Annotated in this window: 20 protein-coding genes; 12 read left to right on the top strand and 8 right to left on the bottom strand. The window is 51.9% G+C overall.

Annotation, left to right across the window (positions count from 1 at the left end; translation table 11 throughout):
- Nucleotides 1-30: 30 nt before the first annotated feature.
- Complete coding sequence (locus tag AC52PS_RS13550; protein WP_495563610.1) at nucleotides 31-408, bottom strand: GNAT family N-acetyltransferase; 378 nt, start codon at nucleotides 406-408, stop codon at nucleotides 31-33.
- Here AC52PS_RS13550 and AC52PS_RS13545 point away from each other — a divergent pair.
- Nucleotides 407-1,132, top strand: coding sequence for a hypothetical protein (locus tag AC52PS_RS13545; RefSeq protein ID WP_495563609.1), 726 nt, complete (start codon nucleotides 407-409; stop codon nucleotides 1,130-1,132). The genes AC52PS_RS13550 and AC52PS_RS13545 overlap by 2 nt on opposite strands.
- A gap of 136 nt (nucleotides 1,133-1,268) precedes the next feature.
- On the opposite strand, the gene AC52PS_RS13540 is transcribed toward AC52PS_RS13545, so the two are convergent.
- The gene (locus AC52PS_RS13540; RefSeq protein WP_495563608.1) at nucleotides 1,269-3,137 is read right to left on the bottom strand and encodes a M3 family metallopeptidase; all 1,869 of its coding nucleotides are present in this window, start codon (nucleotides 3,135-3,137) and stop codon (nucleotides 1,269-1,271) included.
- Nucleotides 3,138-3,214: 77 nt separating this feature from the next.
- On the bottom strand, nucleotides 3,215-3,964 hold the full coding sequence (locus AC52PS_RS13535) for a sulfite exporter TauE/SafE family protein (protein WP_495563607.1): 750 nt from the start codon (nucleotides 3,962-3,964) through the stop codon (nucleotides 3,215-3,217).
- A 104-nt stretch (nucleotides 3,965-4,068) separates the two neighbouring features.
- On the opposite strand from AC52PS_RS13535, the gene AC52PS_RS13530 reads away from it, so the two are divergent.
- From AC52PS_RS13530 to AC52PS_RS13520, 3 genes are all read left to right on the top strand, one after another.
- Nucleotides 4,069-5,697 (top strand): gamma-glutamyltransferase family protein, encoded by a 1,629-nt coding sequence (locus AC52PS_RS13530; RefSeq protein WP_495563606.1) that lies wholly within the window; start codon nucleotides 4,069-4,071, stop codon nucleotides 5,695-5,697.
- Nucleotides 5,698-5,870: 173 nt separating this feature from the next.
- Complete coding sequence (locus AC52PS_RS13525; RefSeq protein WP_495563605.1) at nucleotides 5,871-6,887, top strand: methyl-accepting chemotaxis protein; 1,017 nt, start codon at nucleotides 5,871-5,873, stop codon at nucleotides 6,885-6,887.
- Nucleotides 6,888-6,892: 5 nt separating this feature from the next.
- The gene (locus tag AC52PS_RS13520) at nucleotides 6,893-7,771 is read left to right on the top strand and encodes a methyl-accepting chemotaxis protein (protein WP_495563604.1); all 879 of its coding nucleotides are present in this window, start codon (nucleotides 6,893-6,895) and stop codon (nucleotides 7,769-7,771) included.
- A gap of 6 nt (nucleotides 7,772-7,777) precedes the next feature.
- Here the strand turns inward: AC52PS_RS13520 and AC52PS_RS13515 are convergent, their stop codons facing one another.
- Complete coding sequence (locus AC52PS_RS13515) at nucleotides 7,778-8,599, bottom strand: acyl-[acyl-carrier-protein] thioesterase (RefSeq protein WP_495563603.1); 822 nt, start codon at nucleotides 8,597-8,599, stop codon at nucleotides 7,778-7,780.
- Nucleotides 8,600-8,711: 112 nt separating this feature from the next.
- Nucleotides 8,712-9,326, bottom strand: a complete 615-nt coding sequence (locus AC52PS_RS13510; protein ID WP_495563602.1) for a hypothetical protein — start codon at nucleotides 9,324-9,326, stop codon at nucleotides 8,712-8,714.
- Between the two features lie 237 nt (nucleotides 9,327-9,563).
- Here AC52PS_RS13510 and AC52PS_RS13505 point away from each other — a divergent pair, with 237 nt between their 5' ends.
- The 5 genes from AC52PS_RS13505 (at nucleotide 9,564) to AC52PS_RS13485 (ending at nucleotide 15,321) form a co-directional block, all read left to right on the top strand.
- Nucleotides 9,564-10,544 (top strand): ABC transporter ATP-binding protein, encoded by a 981-nt coding sequence (locus AC52PS_RS13505; protein ID WP_495563601.1) that lies wholly within the window; start codon nucleotides 9,564-9,566, stop codon nucleotides 10,542-10,544.
- On the top strand, nucleotides 10,537-11,367 hold the full coding sequence (locus AC52PS_RS13500) for an ABC transporter permease (RefSeq protein ID WP_495563600.1): 831 nt from the start codon (nucleotides 10,537-10,539) through the stop codon (nucleotides 11,365-11,367). The genes AC52PS_RS13505 and AC52PS_RS13500 overlap by 8 nt, the downstream gene beginning before the upstream one ends.
- A complete protein-coding gene (locus tag AC52PS_RS13495; protein ID WP_495563599.1) occupies nucleotides 11,367-12,116 on the top strand; it encodes a DUF429 domain-containing protein in 750 nt (249 codons plus the stop codon). The genes AC52PS_RS13500 and AC52PS_RS13495 overlap by 1 nt, the downstream gene beginning before the upstream one ends.
- A gap of 127 nt (nucleotides 12,117-12,243) precedes the next feature.
- A complete protein-coding gene (locus AC52PS_RS13490) occupies nucleotides 12,244-13,779 on the top strand; it encodes a M20/M25/M40 family metallo-hydrolase (RefSeq protein ID WP_495563598.1) in 1,536 nt (511 codons plus the stop codon).
- A 93-nt stretch (nucleotides 13,780-13,872) separates the two neighbouring features.
- Nucleotides 13,873-15,321 carry a YfcC family protein gene (locus AC52PS_RS13485; protein ID WP_495563597.1) on the top strand — a complete coding sequence of 483 codons (1,449 nt, stop codon included), beginning with the start codon at nucleotides 13,873-13,875 and terminating at the stop codon, nucleotides 15,319-15,321.
- A gap of 186 nt (nucleotides 15,322-15,507) precedes the next feature.
- Here the strand turns inward: AC52PS_RS13485 and AC52PS_RS13480 are convergent, their stop codons facing one another.
- On the bottom strand, nucleotides 15,508-16,392 hold the full coding sequence (locus tag AC52PS_RS13480) for a DUF92 domain-containing protein (RefSeq protein WP_495563596.1): 885 nt from the start codon (nucleotides 16,390-16,392) through the stop codon (nucleotides 15,508-15,510).
- Between the two features lie 8 nt (nucleotides 16,393-16,400).
- On the bottom strand, nucleotides 16,401-17,081 hold the full coding sequence (locus AC52PS_RS13475; RefSeq protein WP_495563595.1) for a diacylglycerol/polyprenol kinase family protein: 681 nt from the start codon (nucleotides 17,079-17,081) through the stop codon (nucleotides 16,401-16,403).
- 58 nt (nucleotides 17,082-17,139) lie between these two features.
- On the opposite strand from AC52PS_RS13475, the gene AC52PS_RS13470 reads away from it, so the two are divergent.
- The 3 genes from AC52PS_RS13470 to AC52PS_RS13460 all read left to right on the top strand — a co-directional run bounded on the left by AC52PS_RS13470 (nucleotide 17,140) and on the right by AC52PS_RS13460 (nucleotide 19,007).
- The gene (locus AC52PS_RS13470) at nucleotides 17,140-18,147 is read left to right on the top strand and encodes a DUF1295 domain-containing protein (protein ID WP_495563594.1); all 1,008 of its coding nucleotides are present in this window, start codon (nucleotides 17,140-17,142) and stop codon (nucleotides 18,145-18,147) included.
- Between the two features lie 70 nt (nucleotides 18,148-18,217).
- The gene (locus AC52PS_RS13465; RefSeq protein WP_495563593.1) at nucleotides 18,218-18,553 is read left to right on the top strand and encodes a DUF134 domain-containing protein; all 336 of its coding nucleotides are present in this window, start codon (nucleotides 18,218-18,220) and stop codon (nucleotides 18,551-18,553) included.
- 52 nt (nucleotides 18,554-18,605) lie between these two features.
- Nucleotides 18,606-19,007 (top strand): NifB/NifX family molybdenum-iron cluster-binding protein, encoded by a 402-nt coding sequence (locus AC52PS_RS13460; protein ID WP_495563592.1) that lies wholly within the window; start codon nucleotides 18,606-18,608, stop codon nucleotides 19,005-19,007.
- 80 nt (nucleotides 19,008-19,087) lie between these two features.
- Here the strand turns inward: AC52PS_RS13460 and AC52PS_RS13455 are convergent, their stop codons facing one another.
- Nucleotides 19,088-19,819, bottom strand: a complete 732-nt coding sequence (locus AC52PS_RS13455; RefSeq protein WP_495563591.1) for an alpha/beta fold hydrolase — start codon at nucleotides 19,817-19,819, stop codon at nucleotides 19,088-19,090.
- Nucleotides 19,820-19,901 lie beyond the last annotated feature (82 nt).

The raw sequence follows: 19,901 nt of genomic DNA, 5'->3' as shown, positions 1-19,901 counted from the left end.
TGATGTGGATGAGAAATCCGCTGCTCAAAGCTACGGTATTGTTACTGCTGTCCGAGAGGAATATGGAGTTTTCTCAGAGGTAACGTTTGAAAGAGAATACAGGAGCTCAGGCAGCAACGCCCGGCCGAGACCCTTTCCACGGTATTCCTCGTCCACTGCCAGGGGGCCGATAAATGCCGATGCGCCGTCCTGGTCTTCATCTTCTACGGCACGGATAATGTCTACAAGCTTACCGTCGATTTCTGCGGCCAGGGTCAGGTCCGGACGGTGGGAGCTTTGGTTTTCCATGGTATGAAACAGCTGCTCGGGCAGCGCTTTTGATCCTTTGAGGGCGGAAAAGGCTCTGTTCCGTATCTCGGCAAAACGGGAAATATCATCTGCTCTGTGCCCATGTAGTATCCTCCCCATGCCTTCGGATTACGGATGCGGAAAACTCGCTACCCCATTGGCTGTAATGTTTTCGTGGAATTTTGTACACTATAGTAAAGAAGCAAAGAGAGAAAGCATGATTCCAAAACTGTATGATCAATTTTTTATAAAAAAAGGTGATGAGCGCCGGCATCTTTTTCAAATTATTTCGGAAGAATTCAAGCCGGAATCAGGAATTTATCCTGGCAGTTTTGTTCACCTCACCCCTGCCTTGTATATCAGGGAAATGACATTTATTGATAACGACAGACGAATCAATTCTTTCTTTTCTGATCCAACCACCCTTGAATATATTAACGAACAGAAGATGTATGATACTGAGCCGAAGCTTACATGGTTGCAGAAAGATTTTACAAAAGCGATGGATCTCAAAGAAAAATCCTACGACATTATGTTTTCTTTTTATGCGGGCTTTATTTCCCAACAGTGCAAAACGCTATTAAAAGAGCGGGGTATTGTAATTGCGAACAACAGTCATGGCGATGCAACCCTGGCGTTATCGGATCCGGATTATACATGTTTGGGAGTGATTCTGAGAAAAGACCAACAATTCAGAATTAAAACCGAAGGAATAGAAGGCTATATTACGAAAAAAGACGGATCAGATTTTGATCTGGAAAAAGTACAGAAGAAGATGATCGGGGAGAAATTTTCCCAATACGCATATGCATATATCTTTCAAAAAATTGCGAATAGTTACTAACACAACCATAAGAATCCGGTGAGTGAACTACCCCCTTCCGGATTTAAGGGTGGGGCTGAAATGTCCTGCCGCATTCAAGAATTCTCATGATTTCTGAATGCGGCTGCAACACAAATTCTCTGCGCGTATCCTCCGACTAACTCATGAACTCCGTTTCAATAATGTTACGGAAGTCTTCGCACATTTTTTCATTGGATTCCCCGTTATCGGCCAATACCCGTTCACCGTCCACCACGGTGATCCGGGCGTCCAGATTGCCTTCTTTCGGGGCGGGACGGGTGCTCAGGCTTCGAATTTTTTCTTCTTCCGCAGCCCATGCCTGGCTTCCATCCATGTTGCAGACATCAGCCAGATACTTGGCGTTAAACCCTTCTCCGGTGAGTGAGCGGATGGTTTCGTCGTGGGTGAGACTGTTGCCGGGCATCCAGTACCGTTCGGCCAGGAGCGGACCAATATGGGGGTTATCCGCCAGATATCCGTATTCCTTCATGAAGTGGGCACGGGTCTGGAATACCGCCATGTGGGCCAGCAGATACCCCTGGTAGGAACAGGCCGATTCATTAGACAGAAGATGGGGGATTGCTAAAAGGGGGCGGGGGCTTACCTCCAATCCCAGAATATGCTTTTCCGTAGAACGGGCTAGGGCGGTTACCCGCTCGGGGGTGAGCTCCTCGTCTTTTAGTTCATAGAGTGCCCGTTCGAAGTAGGGAACCACCAGAATGCTGCGTTCGCCGAAAGCCCGAAACGGCTGCTGAGATTCCACATAGCTGCGGATTAAATCATCGGGAATAACCCGGCCCTCATTGTTCCGGGCATAGAGTTTCAGCCAGTCTCCGTCGTTCAGAATGCTGTCGCAGAACATGGATTGGGTTTCCGCGTAGGCCATGGATGTGGGCGCGAACTCCTGGGAAAAACAGGGGGCGTTCATTTTTACGTTTGCAAAGTTGGCCGCATGTCCTCCTTCATGAAAGAAGGTGTTGATACCCCGGTAGCCGCTTCCCACCTGAGATGGAGTGGCGTTGCTGGTAAAATTGATTTTTCCCGGGACCCATGTTCCATTGTTGAAATATGCGGGAATGGGACCGTGGCAGAATCCATTCTGATATTTCCCCTTCCTGTCCAGAAGATCCAGGGTGAGCTCCGCTCCGGAATAACCGATGTTCAACCTGCTGAAGGAGGTGATCCAGCGTTCCAGCGATCGGGAGAATGGAAAGTAGGGGTCCATCTCTCGCATCACATCCCCTGCAATGCTGAAGCTGAAATTATGCCCTTCCAGAGCCTGTTTCCCCTTGTGGTTTTTCAGCTCTTCTATTGAGGTCAGATTTCTTTCCCGGGTACGGCTTTCGAAATCTTCAAGAATGGCGAACAGCTCATCCACGCTCATATGCTCTATTTTCCGAACCGAGGCCTCGAAGTAGTTGGCGTAGCCCATACTCCGTGCAAGTCGGTTACGCAGCTTCACCAGCTCCAGGAAGCCGTTTTCCAGCACCCACTGCTCAAGATCCAACAAAGCTTGGTGGGAACTTTTCCGCTCCTGTTCGCTGTCGCTGGTCCTGATGTTGGTCATCAGGCTGGGAAGGCTGCCTTCCTGTTCCCGGCCCTGGGCATCTGTGTAAGCAAGCTTGTAGGATCCCCGGCGCTCGAACAGTTCAGCTGCATCGTCTATCACCTGTTTCATTAACGCAGCGGCTTCTTCGCCCTCGATGACATTTGCCTGAAACAGCTCCAGCCAGCCGTTCAGACCGGTTTCCAGTTCCTTTTTTTCCCGGCGTTCTTCCTCAGAGCCGGGTGAAATATCTGTAAGTTGATTCAGCTTCTCCCGTACGGCTTCAAGCTTCCGGGGATCTGAAATAAAGTCGTTCCAGGCGCGTTCTGCACGGGAAAATTCCTGACGATCCCCGCCGGTTCCCATGTAGGTGGTCCAGAAAAGATCTTCCTTGGTTTTATGCACCTTCATGTAGTCGTCGTTCAGTGTGTCAAAAAATTCTCTAATTAATGTAAGCATCTGCTTCCTTCCTTCAAACGATAATTTGATACTTTTTGGTGATATTAATGCAGGATCATTTTGCCGGAATCTTGATATCAGCTGAAAAAGAACAGCCGGACGGCCATGGCCAGCACGGTCACCGTGAGAATCACCTTGATCCATTTGTCTCCCTTCTGAACTGAGAAGTGGGCGCCCAGCCATCCGCCTGTGGCATTTCCAACAGCCAGGGCGATACCGGCAATCCAGGCCACCTCTCCGTTGATAATGAAGACTATGAGGGAGGGGATGGTGTAGAGGAATACAACCATCACCTTCATGGCATTGGTCATCACCAGATTGGTTCCGCTGATCAGAGAAAATGCAGCGATAATAATGAATCCCACACCCGCCTGGATGAAGCCGCCGTATATCCCTACCAGGAAAAACACAGGAACGAGCAGCCACCATCGCCGGATAATCTCATCTCCCGCCTGTTTTCTCTTGTTTCCAAGGAGGGTCAGAATGAGCACCATGATCATCACACCCGAAAGAATTTTTCTGAACAGTTCTCCGGAAATCTCTACGGCGATCATGCTGCCGGCAAGGGCTCCCGCTGCTGCGGTGATACCCAGGGTTAGCCCGGCCTTCCAGGGGAAATATCCCTTCTGGCGGAAGCGTCCCACCGCCAGGGCGTTCTGACTCAGGATTGCGATGCGGTTGGTTCCGTTTGCCATTACCGGAGGAATGCCCAGAAAGATCAGGGTTGGCACGGTGATCAGACTTCCGCCCCCGGCCACCACATTAATAAACCCCGCAGCGGTTCCTGCGGCAATAATCACGATGATCGATACAAGACTCACTTCCATCTGTATTTCTCCACCTGTATGTATTCTCAATATACCTGGTCAGGATGGGGGGCGATCCGGAATGCTATCCATAATCCCCGCCCTTCTGTATATTGGGTTCTATTATGAATTATGATCCCCACTATAACCCATTTTCATCAAAACGGAACCCCGTATATGCCCGCCGGGGTATGGTTGCAACCTCCCACCCCGCTGCGGCGGATATTGGGCTGGATATTCTCAAGAAGGGCGGGAACGCCGTGGATGCGGCAGTGGCAGCGGCAGCCGCCCTTGCGGTGCTGGAACCTACTTCCAACGGTCTGGGCGCAGACTGCTTTGCACTTATTCACGACGGAAGCAAACTTCATGGCCTGAATGCCAGCGGCTGGAGCCCCGCCGCCCTCAGTGCAGACGCTCTGCTGAATAAGGGGCGGAAAGAAATCTCCCCGTTCGGCTGGGATGCGGTAACCGTACCCGGGGCAATGGCCGGCTGGCACGAGCTCACTCAAAAATTCGGGACCCTCAGCCCCGCTGAACTGCTGGAGCCCCTTCTGTCCCGCTTCTCCAGAAGGCCGGAGGGAGAGGGCGGAGTAGCCGTTCCTCCCACCGTGGCGGCAAACTGGGAGCGGGCGGTGAAAGCCTACCGGAAACATCTTCCCGATGATCCTGCCTTCCGGCACTGGTTTGATCATTTCGCTCCCGAGGGAAGAGCCCCCTCAGCCGGTGAGGCCTGGAGCAGCCAGGATCAGCTGAAGACTCTGGAAATACTCGCCCGCGAAGGGTTCCGTTCCCTCTACGACGGCAGCCTGGCGGATGCCCTCCTGACCTTCAGCCGGCAAAGCGGCGGATATATGAGCGGGGAAGATCTCGGGGAATACACACCCTCCTGGGTGGACCCCATCTCCATGAGCTACAAAGGCTATGATATCTGGGAAATCCCCCCCAACGGCCAGGGGATTACCGCCCTCATGGCCCTGGGGATGCTTAACGGCGACACCCTCTCCGCCCACGGAGTACCCGCCGACATGCACCGGGGTATTGAGGCCATTAAACTTGCCTTTTCAGACACCACCCGCTACGTGACCGATCCCGGGTATATGGCTCACACGGCCGCAAACCTGCTGGACCCGGAATATCTTGGGGCGAGACGGGCCATCATTGGAGAGTCGGCGGGGGATCCTGCGCCGGGCACGCCGCCACAGGGGGGAACGGTGTATCTTTCCGCTGCGGACAGTTCGGGAATGATGGTGAGTTTTATTCAAAGTAACTACATGGGTTTTGGAAGCGGCCTGGTGGTACCCGGCTATGGTATAGCCCTTCAGAACAGGGGGCATAATTTTACGCTGGAGGAGGGACATCCCAACCGTCTGGAAGGCCGCAAGCGGCCCTTTCACACCATCATTCCCGGTTTCCTGACCCGGAACGGGCGTGCCCTGGGTCCCTTCGGTGTAATGGGGGGCTTCATGCAGCCCCAGGGGCATCTTCAGGTGGTGCAGAATCTCATTGATTACGGCTTGAACCCTCAGGCGGCGCTGGACGCCCCCCGCTGGCAGTGGATGCAGGAGCGAAGAGTCATGCTGGAAGCCGGCTTCGGGCAGGAGAGCTGCAACGCTCTGAGGCGTCTGGGGCATGATGCTGTACTGGAATCCGACTCAGGCCATTTCGGACGGGGCCAAATGATTCTCCGGGAGAAAGACGGAGGTTTTATCGGGGCCACGGAAAAGAGGTGCGACGGTTTTATCGCCTCCTGGTGACCCGCTAACTGACCCGCTCGCCGAACCATAGACGGTGCCCGGAAGCAGGAATCCTGTTTTACAAGCTTCGGTGCACTAACAAAATAGCTTTTCAATATGTGCCGTTTGCACTAAAATCTATATAAGATAATTTATATGGAAGCTGGGGCTTTGCCAGGGCAGAGGAAAAACATATGGATGAATTGAAACAGGGCATACGTCATGATGCTTCAAGGGTGATGATGTGGCTGACCGCTGCATTTATGGTTCCTCCCGTGGTGTGGCTGGGTGCGGGGACATATTTGAATATTTGGAGTCCCCAAGAGCTTTTAAGAATTATGCTGTCGCCGTTCATCTGGCTCTATATTCTCATTTTTGTAGGAGGAACAATATTACTTATCAGGCATCAGATTAAAAAAATCGTTGTAGTTCTATCTTATGAGAAGCCGAAAAAAGATCAGGTTTTCACGGGGATCCGGGCAGTGAATAAAGTACCGCTGCTGTTCTTTCTTCTCATGAGTATCTATTGTGTGGCAGGTCCTAATGCGGCATTATTGGGGCAAACTGTCAGTGTCAGCCCCTTTCTTGACAGATTTGAGTACCTGTTGGCCCAGCTTCTGGGAATACCCTTAATTCTGCTGTTTACGATTCCGTTTTTCATTCTCATGGTGAAAGCTTTGGAACGCTTCAGTTTCAGGCTTGATGTAAGCGGCAAGCATCGCTTTCTCAGCCTGAGACATAAGTTAATAATCAGTTTTCTGCTGAATATCATCGGTTCCCTTTTAACGCTTCTGATTGCCGGTCTGGCAATACTGTACAAAGAGGATGGCGGAAACCTTTTTCAAATTTTCTCCCGAAAGTTTGTGATAACAGGATCTGTTGTACTGCTCCTATCGGCGATTAATCTGATACTGATCGACGGGCAGATTACCAAACCTGTACAGGAGCTTACCATTGGTCTCAGCAAAGTCTTTACCGTGTTTTCCAAGGGTGAAGGACGATTGGAAACAGGGGTGAATATCTCCAGCAGGGATGAGCTCGGTTATATTTCCCGCCGTTTTAATACATTTATTCAGGCATTGAACAGGATATTCACCAAATTCAGGATCTGGCGGTCTCCAGTAATGAACGCTCGGTTACCCTTGAAAAACTCAGCCGGGAAGCCAGAAACTCCGTGGTTCATGCCGAGGAAAGCAGCCGTCAGATCATAGAGTTGATGAAAAGTATCAGAGAGAGCGGCCGGGATTATCTGGATCACTCCCGGGAAGTACGGGATTTCATCCATGCCACGGGAAAAAATATCCTGGAACAGGAAAACTCAACCGAGAGCATTACGGCGGAAAATCAGGAAATTGCATCTGAACTGAACGAAGAGATGAGCAAGAGCCGACAGCGTCTTGTGGCTGTACAGAACACTGAAAAAGCCTCGGATGAAGCCCGGAAATCAATTCAAAACTCGGTAAACCAGATGATCGGGATTCAAAAAAGCTCCAAACAGATTCTTGATATTCTGCATGTGATTAATGATATCGCCGAACGCACCAATCTTCTTGCTATGAATGCAGCAATAGAGGCGGCCCATGCGGGTGATACAGGACGGGGTTTTGCCGTGGTAGCCGGCGAAATACGAGGGCTTGCTGAAATGACCGGAGAGAACTCACGGAATATTGACGCATCTATAAAGAGCATCGTTCAGGAGATCAATTCAAGCGAAATTCAGGCCAGAAAGACTGCAGAAAAGATGGAAGAGAGTTTTCAGGAACTCCATGCACTCACTGGCGGTCTGAATGAAACCATAGAAGTTATTTCGTCCCTGGGAAATAAGTCTAATTTCATGTATGAACATCTTCAGGAACTCAGCAGGAATTCTAAGAGTATCAGCAAATCCGCCGAAACCTCGGACTCCAGAATTGAGAGCATTAGCGGTGGACTTTTAAAACTGGTGGAACAGTTACAGAACGCCGAGCACAAGGTTGAAAAGGTATATAATTCAATAGAAGAACAGTCCGCCGTGTTCGCAGAGACTGCTGATTCCATAGAATCCAATACCAGGGATATCCAATCCCTGTATGATATGGTGAAAGGTTTCAGCTGATCCGTTTTACAAGCTTCGGTGCACCAGCTTCATGGTAAATACCGGCTGGCTGTCCCTCAAACACTGAACAAGGTGTCCGCGGGCATTCGTGAAACGCTTGACGGTAATTTCATCTCCCAAGAAGCATTCCTTGAGAAAGCTCACTTCTACGCTCATGGGGCGGGTAGATTCCCAGGTTTCCATGGGCAGGGAATCCAGGGCAAGGGCCACATAGCGGGAGTTGTTCATATGCTGATGCACGTCCACGTCGGAGTAGGCTACGGTCCTGTTGAATTGAGCATCGGCGGATAGATTCTCCGGGTCTGCCATTTCAGGACCCAATTTATCAGGATTTGGCACTCCTTCAATAGCGCTCAATTCACCTGCATCGAACATGGGTTCGCCCTGTGGTTCAAACTGGCTGTGGATGGGCACCGGACGTTTCCGTTCCCCGTCGATAAGCAGCCAGAGGCTGTGGGCCCGGATCAGGTCTCTCTTCATGCCCGAGCCGCTCCCGGTCTCAGGGTTTTTGGCGGCCTGAGTACCTTTTGTTTGAGTAGTGTGGGTGCTCAGGCTGAATTGCCGCTGTGCCCTCAATCCCCGCTGGAACCAGGCCCGGGTTGTGGAGGTCAGGGGCTCATCAAGGAGCGGGAGACGGTGGATCTCCAGTTTCATGCTATGAAGTACCCAGTAGAGACCGTTGTCGGCCATGCTGTAGAATCCGAAATTCTGCTCATCCGCATGCCGTCTGGCGAAGTCCGCCAGGTAGTTCATCAGTTCATTGATTCTGAGACGTGAATTTAAATCCACATCCTGGGAACGGGGAATCAATATTTCAGTTTTTTCCATGGGGTCTCTCCGGATATCGGGCGGCAATTCTGTGAGTTCCCCGCCTTTCGGCGGGGAATCCCAGTATATCCGGGAGATTTGTTGTGTGCCAACTCCTGATGAGAGTTGAGAATCAGCTGGGTCCCAAGAAGACGTTGAATTCTTGTGAATCGGGAATGACAATTTGCTGGTCGCTGATTTGCTCATCGGTGATTTCCACGTTTGCCGAGGATGGAGCGATTTTGGTGGAACCGGAAACCTCTGCATCAAGCTCTGCTTCGGTGAGGCCCCCATAAAATCCCATATGCTCGTAGGTAATATCAAAATACACAATCCCCGGATCGCCGTTCATATCTTCGAGCCGGTCATCGAAGGAATTGTCATTTTCATCGGTGAATGGCAGTCCCAGATCAGGCTCACCGTTGATCCCGTCAGAGCTTTCTATAAAACCGTAAATGAAATATGTACCCTCAGGGATTGAGGAAAAACTGTAGGAGTATTCACTTGCGCTCTTGAGAATGGTTCCGCTGTCCATCTCTACAATGCCGTCGGCGAAGTTATCGTTGTCATCGATCACGACGATCCATGTCTCTCCGAAACTCAGGCCTACAGTGTTGTACAGATTGAATTTCCCGCTGACCAACGCCCCGGATGGTTCATTTCCGCCATTGGATCCCAGGAAAAGATTGCAGGAGACGAGAAGGGCAGCCGCAGCGAGAAGACTCATGATCTTTACGATGTATTTCATAATTTTCCTCCATAATGTTTAAAGAAGACTTTGAGGATAATTATAGCGCAATTATATTATAAAAAAACTCAGGAATAAATACTATTCCACATCTTTCTGGTGATTGAAAAAAGGGAGGTAAATCTGCGAGAATACTTCGTTACTTACCTGATGCCGACACCAGGCGGGAGATCGGAAATCGATATAGGATATCCGGATATAAGCTCATAACGTCAGAACCAAAAAGGAAGCGAAAGTATGCAGTCGAAAACTGATCAGGATGGGATGCAGGAAACACAGCCGGAGCGTCAAGGGCCCGGAGCCGATGAACCCGCTGTCCGCGTAGAGGGCGTAAATAAGTACTACGGCAGCTTTCATGCGGTGAAAAATCTAAATTTTCAGGTGGGAACAGGCCGATGCTTTGGTCTGCTGGGACCCAACGGTGCGGGAAAAACCTCCATGATGAAGATTCTCTATGGAAAGAATGAACGAAGTCACTCAGGCGACAGCAGCGTGGAGGTTCTGGGATTTGATCCTGATGATCACGAACTTGAGATTAAATATCTCACCGGAATTGTCCCCCAGGAAGATAATCTGGATGTTGAGCTTACCGTGCTGGATAATCTGTTGATTTACAGCAGGTTTTACGGAATGAATCGTGCCCAGGCCAGCGGGAGGATCGATGAGCTGCTGCAGTTCATGGAGCTGGGAGAGAAGAAAACTGCGAAAATTCGGGAACTCTCCGGAGGAATGAAGCGTCGCCTAATTATTGCCCGGGCGCTTATCAATAATCCACGGCTTCTGATTCTGGATGAACCCACCACCGGGCTGGACCCCCAGGTGCGTCATCATATTTGGGACAAGTTAAGGCAGCTGCTCAACCGCGGGGTAACCATTCTTATCACCACCCATTACATGGAAGAGGCCTTTCAGCTCTGCGATGAGCTGGCCATCATGCATAAGGGGGAGAAAATTCTTCAGGGAAATCCCAGAACTCTGATTGATGACAATATGGAGCGCTACGTGCTGGAGATCCATAACATGGAAAATACAGGTGAAATACGGGAGAATGAGGCAGTGCGGAGAGAACAGGACAACATCCGGCTCTTGTTTTATTCCAACTCCCACAGAGAACTTGAGGAAATCAGCGAAACATTGAATCCCGGGGATTATTATCTTCGGCAGTCGAATCTGGAAGATCTGTTTTTAAAGAGTACCGGGAGGGCGTTACATGAGTGATGCATTAATGCGTAATACATCGACGAGTGCTTCAGCAAACACTCCGGCGGCTTCAGCGGTTCCGGGGTTTTTCCGGCGCATCTACTCCGTTTGGTTTCGTCATTATAAGGTATATACCAATAATCTTATCAGCAATGGGATCCCCCCGTTTCTTGAACCGTTAATTTTTCTGGCAGGCATCGGATTGGGCCTCGGAGGCTATGTGGGTCTTATTGGAGATGTACCCTATGTGGTATTTCTCGCTTCGGGAATCATCGTTCCCCCTGCCATGTTCACCGCAGCCTTCGAATGCAGTTTCGGTACCTTCATCCGGATGGAGTTTGATAAGGTCTATGACGGGATGATCTCCTCCTCGATTAATGTGCGCGATCTGTTTCTGGGTGAGATGCTTTTTGCCGGCACCAAGAGTCTGTTTTTCAGTGCGGCGGTGCTCATTGTGATAACCATTCTGGGGTTCGTATCATCATGGACGGCGGTGTTTGCCCCCATCGGAGGCTTTCTCACGGGGCTGATGTTTGCCGCCCTTTCGCTGTTTATTACGTCATTTGTAAAGACCATCAACCATTTCAATTTTTATTTTACCGGTCTTCTCACCCCCATGTTTTTTTTCTCAGGCATTGTGTTTCCCCTGGATCAGCTTCCCGGATGGCTGCAGGGTGTGGCCCAGGTTTTCCCTCTGACACATTCGGCCCGGATCGTACGCTCCTTTGTGTTCAACGACTACGATCTGTGGCTGCTTTTTGACTACGGTTATGTTCTGGTTTTCACCCTGCTGATGGGGGGGCTTGCGATAAAGCGGCTGCGGAAGATTATCGTTCAGTAATGAACGCTGCAACTGGGAAGATGCCCGACGCTGTTGCCCGCTGCCGCTGCTATGCGGGCATCGATCTTGCATGGACCGCCGGGGGAAGCAGCGGGCTTGCGGTTCTTTCCCAGACCGGGGAGGTGGTGTTCTGCAGCTCGGGGAAGTGGAGCGACGAGGATTTGGTCCGGCTTTTAGAAACATATCAACCTGTGCATACCTGTGTGGACAGCCCGCTGGTGGTTGGCAACCAGGAGGGGGGCAGGGCGGTGGACTCAATGCTGATGCGCCATAGTTTCCACGGCACCCATGTGAAAATGTTCGCCACTTCCCGGAATTTTATGCTTAGGCGTTACGGAGGGATCCGGGGCGAACGTCTTGCCGAAGAATTCAGGCGCTCAGCTGTGGGGGAGTTTCCCCGGTCCCTGAGCGAAACCTATCCGGCGGCGGCAATAGCAAGCCTGTTTCCCGGAATACCGCCCTCGGCCCATAAAATCCGAACAGTTGCCGGATTAGACTCTGCCCTTGCCGGGGCCCGGAAAATTCTCTCTTTGCTCAGGCAGTCGGGCATTCGGGGGGAGCTGCCTAAGCCTCCGGACCTGGATTCCGGCGGCGGCTCACCAAGGGCCGGGTATAAAAAATTTGAAGATTCACTGGATGCCCTTTTGTGTGCAGTGGCCGCATTGTATCACGCTGAGTATGATTCATCCCTGGTGTTCAGTGATGGAGTGAATGGGTTTACCGTAATTCCTGAACCGCGGTTTACCTAAAAGCAGCTTCCGGCGTATTATGTTCCTGCATTTGATTACTCCGGATGCAGATGCCGATATTTCCAATCCGGTTTTTGACCCCATCCGGTGTGTAACCACATCAGGTTTATTAACACAGAGAGGCTTCATGATTATTCTGCTTTCCATTGTTTTGCCCATCCTGGTTCTTGCTTCAGTTCTTGTGGTGAATACCCTTCGTTTGTCACGGCAGGATGTATATGAGGGGGGGGCGCGTCCCCAATCCCCCGATCCCCGGGATGAACCTGAGGTGGATTTTTCCCGGGCCAAGGAATCATTCTCCCGTGCATTGAGAATTCCCAGCGTAAGCTACAGCGATTATTCCCGGAATGATGTTACGGTGTTTCAGGAATTTCAGAAATTTCTTGGAGAGCGCTATGCCCACTGGTTAAAGGATTGTGAGATACAGTATTTCGATGTGTACGGTATGGCCATCCGCTGGCCGGGAAGTGAAGGGAATTCCCGGGGGCTGCCCCTGTTATATACCGCCCATTACGATGTGGTTCCGGTTGAAGGTCAGCAATGGGCTGTAGATCCCTTTTCCGCCTTGGAGAAGGACGGGCATATTTGGGGAAGGGGCAGCCTGGATACCAAGAATTCTCTCATAGCCCTCATGGAAGCAGCCTATTCCCTTCACCGGGAAGGGTTTCAACCCCGTCGGGATATCTGGTTTGCCTTCGGCGGGGACGAAGAGACAGAGAGCAGCCGGGGTGCCATGACCATGGCCCGCTGGTTTGAGGAGCAGGGAATCCGCTTTGCCTGGACCTTCGATGAAGGGGGCATTATTGCCCGGAATATGATCCCGGGAGTCCACGGTTCGGCGGCACTGGTGGGTATAGAGGAGAAAGGTTTCGTGAATTTCCGCTTCACAGCCCGCTCATCCGGGGGGCATGCCTCCACTCCTCCGGAGCGAACCGCATTGGGCCGGGTCAGCAGGGCGGTCGCCCGGCTGGAGGCTTCCCGCCAACCCCGGAAACTTATACCCAGCCTCCGGAGTTTTTTCCGGCGCACCGTGCCGTACCAGAGTGTTGCCCTGAAAATTGTGATGGCGAATCTCTGGCTATTTGCTCCCTTGGTAAAACGGGTGCTGGCCGGAGGAGATGACAGCCGGGCGATGATTCAAAGCACTCTGGCTCCCACCATGGCGGCGGGCAGCAGCAAGGAGAACGTCCTGCCGGCGGATGCCTGGGCGAACATTAATGTACGCATTCTCCCCGGAGAAAACATTGAGAAGCTCAGGCGCAGATGCATCCGGATTATCAGGGATCCCCTGGTTGAAGTGAGCATCGCCAATGCCGCAGAGGCCAATGATCCGGTAAGCTCCCCGGAAACAGTGAATGCATCAGCGCTCGCCGGAGGCCCCGGCAGGGGAAGTACTGACAGGTTTCTCCGATTCTGCGCAGATGCTTTGCGTTTTCGTGAGGGGTTCACCGCCGCATTGCCCTATCTTATGACCGGAGCCACAGACAGCAAGCATTACGCCCATCTCAGCGATCATGTGTTCCGCTTTGTCCCCATGGAACTGGATTCAAAGGAACTCTCCCTGATCCATAATCCGGATGAACGAATATCATTGGAAAATTTCCGGGGCATGCTGGAATTTTACCGCTATAATCTGAAATATCATGAAACCGTATTTCAATAAAAAATGCCGGGCCGGGAGCCCTGTATATTCACCGGGAGCCCTGCATATCCATATGTACCGGATGAGCGCGTTTCACCCCGGGAAGGAACTTGAATGCCAGAAACAATGAACAGCTCTGTAAAAATCGGAGCCCGAGCCTTTGCAACTGCAGTGCTGATCCTGCTGGGACTGATGATTGTCAGCGGGCTTCTTACCGTATATCTGCCCTCGGGGGAATATGAACGGGTGCAGCTTGAAGACCGCAGCCTGATTACTCCCGGTTCCTACCAGGAGGTGGAGAAGCCCGATTATCCTGTATGGCGCTGGTTCACCGCTCCCCTTGAAATTCTGTTTACCGAGGGCAATGTTACCCTCATAACCCTGATCCTTTTTCTCTTCGCTGTGGGGGGGTCCATTACCATTCTGGAGCAGATTCATGTGATGGATCTGCTGGTCCAGATGCTCATAGATAAATTTCAGAAAAATAAATATGTACTCATGGCGGTGACAATTTTTATTTTCATGGCCCTGCCGTCACTGCTGGGCATATATGAAGGTCTGGTTCCGGTAATCATCTTCGTAGTTCCCATGGCCCGGCGCCTGGGCTGGGACAGTCTGACGGGGCTGGGGATGAGCCTTCTGCCCATGGCCTTCGGTCTGGCCGCCGCCATTTCCAATCCTTTTACCATCGCAGTAGCCCAAACCATTGCCGATCTCCCCTTATTCAGCGGTTCATGGCTGCGGATTATCTTTTTTGTTCTGGTATATACCGCTCTATTCCTTTTCGTATACCGGCATGCAAAAAAGGTGGAAAAGCATCCCGAATCCAGTCCCTGCCACAGCGATGACGAAAAGCTGGGAGATGTGGAAATTCATGATTTTTCCGACACCCATATTCACCTGGTTCGCCGGGGGCTGATATGGTTCAGCGTCTGGATCGGGATAGCCCTTGTTGTGGTTTTGGGGGTGGCGTTTTTTCCCGACCTGGGGTTTCTCGCCTTTCCCCTTATGGGACTGATGTTTCTCATCGGCGGGTTCGGAGCAGGGGTGTTCAGCGGACACCGACTGGGCAAGGTGCTCAACATATTTCTCAAAGGCGGGGTGAATATCATTCCCGGAGCCTTCCTGATTATGCTTGCCTACAGCGTAAAGTATATTATCGATTCGGGAATGGTTACCGACACCCTGCTTTTTATGGCCGCAGATGCCATTGAACAGGCCAATCCCTTCCAGTCTGTACTCTTAATATACGGAATTACCCTGGTCATGAACTTTTTTATTGGTTCAGCTTCCGCCAAGGCGTTTTTAATGATGCCCATCCTGGTGCCTCTGGCGGATCTGGTGGGGATTACCCGGCAGACCACGGTCCTGGCTTTCGGATACGGCGACGGGTTCAGCAATATGGTCTTTCCCACAAACCCCCTCTTGCTCATAGCCCTCAGTTTTACGGTGGTCTCCTACACCAAATGGCTGAAATGGACCATTCCCCTTCAGGTTATTATGGCGGGATTTTCCCTGCTGTTCATGTTCATTGCGGTGCAGATCGGGTTCGGCCCATTTTGACGGTACACGGCAGACCATCGATAAACTGGAGACTGATGTTGCCCGCTGCAGCCCAGAAGCAGCGGGAAGCATCCGCCCGGGTACTGCCGGGAAGCAGCGGGGGTCCAGCGGGGGTACGGCCGGGAAGCAGCCGGGGTCCAGCGGGGGTACGGCCGGGAAGCAGCCGGACGGCTTGGGCGGCCAGATTCAGCTGAGAATGAGATACCCGAAGATTGCCAAAAGACTTGCTGCACTGTTAGATATGATATTCACCATATCATTGGTAATCCAGCTGTATCCTTTGACCAGGCGGGTGGCCATTCTGATATCACCTCGATTTTCTGAATAGAGGGTCTCATAGCGTTTCTCGGTGTAATTCCCCTTCGAATCCTCATAGAGAGCCTGGACTGTGGCTCCCAGAAGGGAATCTATCAGGCTGCCCAGAAAGCCGCTCAACGCAGCAGGCAGGGCGACAACCTTCCAGAGAAAAGCTCCGGGGAGCAGGCTGAGAAAAGGTGCTGCACCCAGGACCATCGCCGTTGCACCTACGGCGGAGGCCAGGGTTCCCTGGAGGGAAACCGCACCGCTTTGTCCCTTCTGGAGGGGCTCCCAGTTGATAATGGATCTGGGCTTTGCTGAGGAGAGAACTCCCAGCTCACTGGCCCAAGTGTCGGATGCGGCGCAAGCCATTGAACCGAGAAATCCGGCGGCAAACACCATGGAGCCGCTTGCGGCGAAGCCGAGCATACAGAGCGCCGCCGGGGCGGCGTTTGCGCCTGCCTGCCATGCATCCCTGATGTGGCCCTTGTCGTGGATCTGCTCAAGTATGGTTTTCTGATGATTTCCCAGCTTGCTGAGCAACGAGGAACTAACGAAGAAGAGCCCCAGCACAAACCACGCGCTGAATCCGCCGCCGAGATAAATGGCGAACCCAAGAATAAATCCTGCCGCCGCGCCGGATTCATCTACGCTTCCCTTTCGGTAGGCGATGTATGCCAGCAGGAGATTGGCTGCTCCCGCTGCGGCAATCCGTATGAGCAGAAATGCCGTGGTAAGATTTTCAATAGGTCCGAGCATCAAAAAATCGTTCATCCCAACTCCTAAGCAGCCAGTCCCGACAGGATCCGGAATACCAGCGCCGTGCCCAGGGGAACCGTCAGATTATCCAGACCCAGGGGAGTGTACAGTTCCACCAATGTTGCAGTTCCGGCGATAACTATAGCGAAGAGTATAATTTCCGGTACGGCTCTGTTTCCCGAAAACAGGAATTGCATTATCAGTGCAACCCCAAGGGATGCAGCAAACATGGTGAGGGTTCCGGCCAGGCTCTTCTCGCCGCCTGGAACCGGGATTTTTTTCCCCCTGGAGCCTTTTGTCTCACCGATAAGCGCTGCCAGGCCGTCTCCCCATGCCAGGATCATTATCGACATTCCCCCCGCCCACTTGGGAACCTCCGTACTCCATGTGAGAACCACCAAAATCAGCAGAGTCACCGGGTAGTAAACGGTACCCGGATTGGATTTTTCTTCTCCCATTGCCGGCAGAATCTTCGTGCGGTATATCAAATAATTGGCGAAGATGAAAAACAACGGACCGATTACGGCTATACCCAGATCTTCCATGGTAAACATGGCGATAAACCACCAATGGCCCACCCCAATGTGAATGAACTTCCGTGCACCGGAGGGGCTGAGACGTTTTCCTGCCAGAAGAATACTGGATACGGCCATGATGATAAACACGAATCCGAAGGAAGTAATGAGACCCGGCAATTGATTCATGGCTGTATCATACCTGAATCTTGCCAACTGGCATAGGCAGGGGGTAATATATCCTCTTATGAAACGATTTCTATTGATGCTTGCAGCTGCGGCGGTTCTGTTCGCAGCCCTGGGTGCTCTGCTGTACCCGGGATCCGTTGATCAGGTTCTCAGGGAGGCTTCTTCTCTGGAACTGGTGTTGCTCATATCACTGTCTCTGGCAGGTATGAGTTTTCTCTTTGGTTTGGTCACTTCCGATTATTCCTGGGTGGACCGTCTGTGGAGTACTGCTCCGGTTCTTTTTTCCTGGATATATGCGCTGAAGGCCGATTTTTCTCCCCTGCTGCTTCTGCCGGTACTGGTGGTCAGTCTCTGGGGAGCGCGACTCACCTTCAATTTCGCCCGGAGAGGGGGATACAGTGGAATGGAAGACTACCGTTGGCCGATTCTCCGAGAACGGATCGGAAACGAGTGGCTGTGGCAGCTGTTCAATCTGCTGTTTATCTGCGGTTTTCAGATCGGATTGTTTATACTTTTCACCGCTCCCCTGGTTAGCCTGGTTCCAATAGGCTCAGCGGTATCCGGGAATCCGGCCGCCTATTTTGCGGCTATTCCTCCGGCCGGGTTTGCAGCTCTTGCAGCCATGCTCTTTTTCATCGGACTGGAGACCGTGGCGGACCAGCAGCAGTGGGATTTTCACCGGGCCAAAGCTTTGAGCAAAAAGAACCCGCCTGATCTCAACACCAATGATGCTCGGTGGCTGGATGCTTATCCATGGAAGGAAGACATTTCCCGGGGGTTTCTCTCCTCCGGGCTGTTCTCGGTTATCCGGCATCCCAATTATCTGGGTGAGCTGGGAGTGTGGTGGAGTCTGTATATCTTTGCCGCATCCGTACAGGGTACAATGTTTCACTGGAGTATCAGCGGTGTGGTATTGCTCAGCGCCCTTTTTGTGGGTTCCACGGCATTCACCGAGAGCATTACCGCGTCAAAATATCCTGATTACCCCCGCTTCCAAGCCTCTACTCCCGCCCTGATTCCGGTGAATTTAAAGAACGGCAGATTTGCAGCCCGGGAAGATAGCTGAAATCGCGCCTTCCTGCAGACCCCTGTCCCCCGAGCTGGACAGGGGTTTTTTTGGATGATATAATTGGCATATGCCAAGAAAGAAGGGCTGCAGGAAAATATCAGGTAATCCCGGATCCCGGTTCTTTAAACCCAGGGGAATTCCGATGCGGGAGTTGACGGTGCAGACTCTTGAACTGGATGAGTTCGAAGCCCTCCGTCTGGCTGACGCTCAGGGGCTGTATCATGCAGATGCTGCTGAGAGAATGGGTGTTTCCCGCCAGTCATTCGGATTGATCATCAAATCCGCCCGGAAAAAGGTCGCCGTTGCCCTTACTGCCGGGGACGCCTTGGCGATTAATGCATTGGATCATTGCGGGGAGAATGGGGTGTTGCAGGCCGCAGCATCAGAATCCGGACCCCGGTGAACACCCGGTTGGTATATCTAAACCTTTACCGGAATATATTAGGAGTACACATATGAAAACTGCCGTACCGGTTTTACAAAACAGAGCGGACAGTCCCCTCTCGGGCCATTTCGGTTCCGCGCCTTTTTTTGCAATTTTCGATACATCATCAAGCGAGCCTGAGTTCTTCGATTGTTCAACCCGACAAAGTCAGGGCTGTGCACCGGTGGAAGAGCTTCTTTCCATGAATGTAAGCAGTGTTGTCTGCCTGGGCATGGGGCGGGGAGCAATCCGCAAACTTGAGGCGGCTGGTATTGCCTGCCGGTTTCCGGTGCAGGCGCCTGGACGTCTCGATGCCCTCATGTCCGCCTACTCTTCCGGCAGCCTCAATCTCAGTACAGACAGCGGGGTGTGTGTGGAGCACGGAGATCATAACGGGGATCACCAGGGACACTCCGGTCACTGTCAGCACTGATCTCACTGCCATCACTTTTCACAGACAAGGGTAACCCCGGGCGTCCCGTCGGGTTTCTGGAGAACGACGGATAGTTCGCCTCAGGTGAGAAGATCTTTAATCAATTCAATACCCTTCAGCGGATATTGGTTATGCATGTCATGCCTGCCGCCGGGTTCTATCTGCAGCCGGCCCTGCTCTAATTGAGCAAGGGCTCTCCTGCTGTGCTCGGGAGTGAAATAGGCATCCTTATCTCCCTGCCAGAGAATAACCGGCACCTGAATATTTTTCAGAAGTTTGAGAATGCTATAGTCAGGATTCATAATATAGCTGTCTTTGTGGGTGCTGATAATCTGCCATAAACGTTCAGCCCGTGAATGTCCGTGCTGTTCCCCGAACGCCTGTTGAATTTCCGGAGGAAGCTCATTGAATGGAGGCACCAGCAGTTCAGCCTTGTGGGCCAGGGTTTCATTGGAAAAGAAACCGGTGGCTTCACAGAGAAGCCCCTTCAGTCCCCGGGGGGAATCTGATGCATGGGAGGATGCGATTGCACCTCCCAGACAATGTCCCCAAATGAAATATTCCTCATCCTCCGGGATGTGGGCGGCAATCCATTGCTCCAGCTCCTGCCGCCCCGATTCTATGCTGTCCATTCTATCGCCCGCTCCGCTGTCGGGAAATACAAATTCATCCCGTGGATCATACCCGTGGCGATTAGGCGCATGGGTTTGAAAACGGGTGCTCAGTTCGGACAACAGCCCATTCCAGGTACCGGCATTCTGGAAACCATTGTGCAGAAGCAGTAGATGGGGCTTTTTCATTTTGCTGCTCATGTGTAGTATGTCCTCTGTACGTATGAATGGATGAATCTAACAGTACGGGCTGTGGAACACCCAGCGCTTACGTAAGAATATG

Source organism: Salinispira sp. (assembly GCF_059431795.1).
Note: the sequence above shows the minus strand (reverse complement) of the source record. Positions and strands in the feature narration are given on the sequence as shown.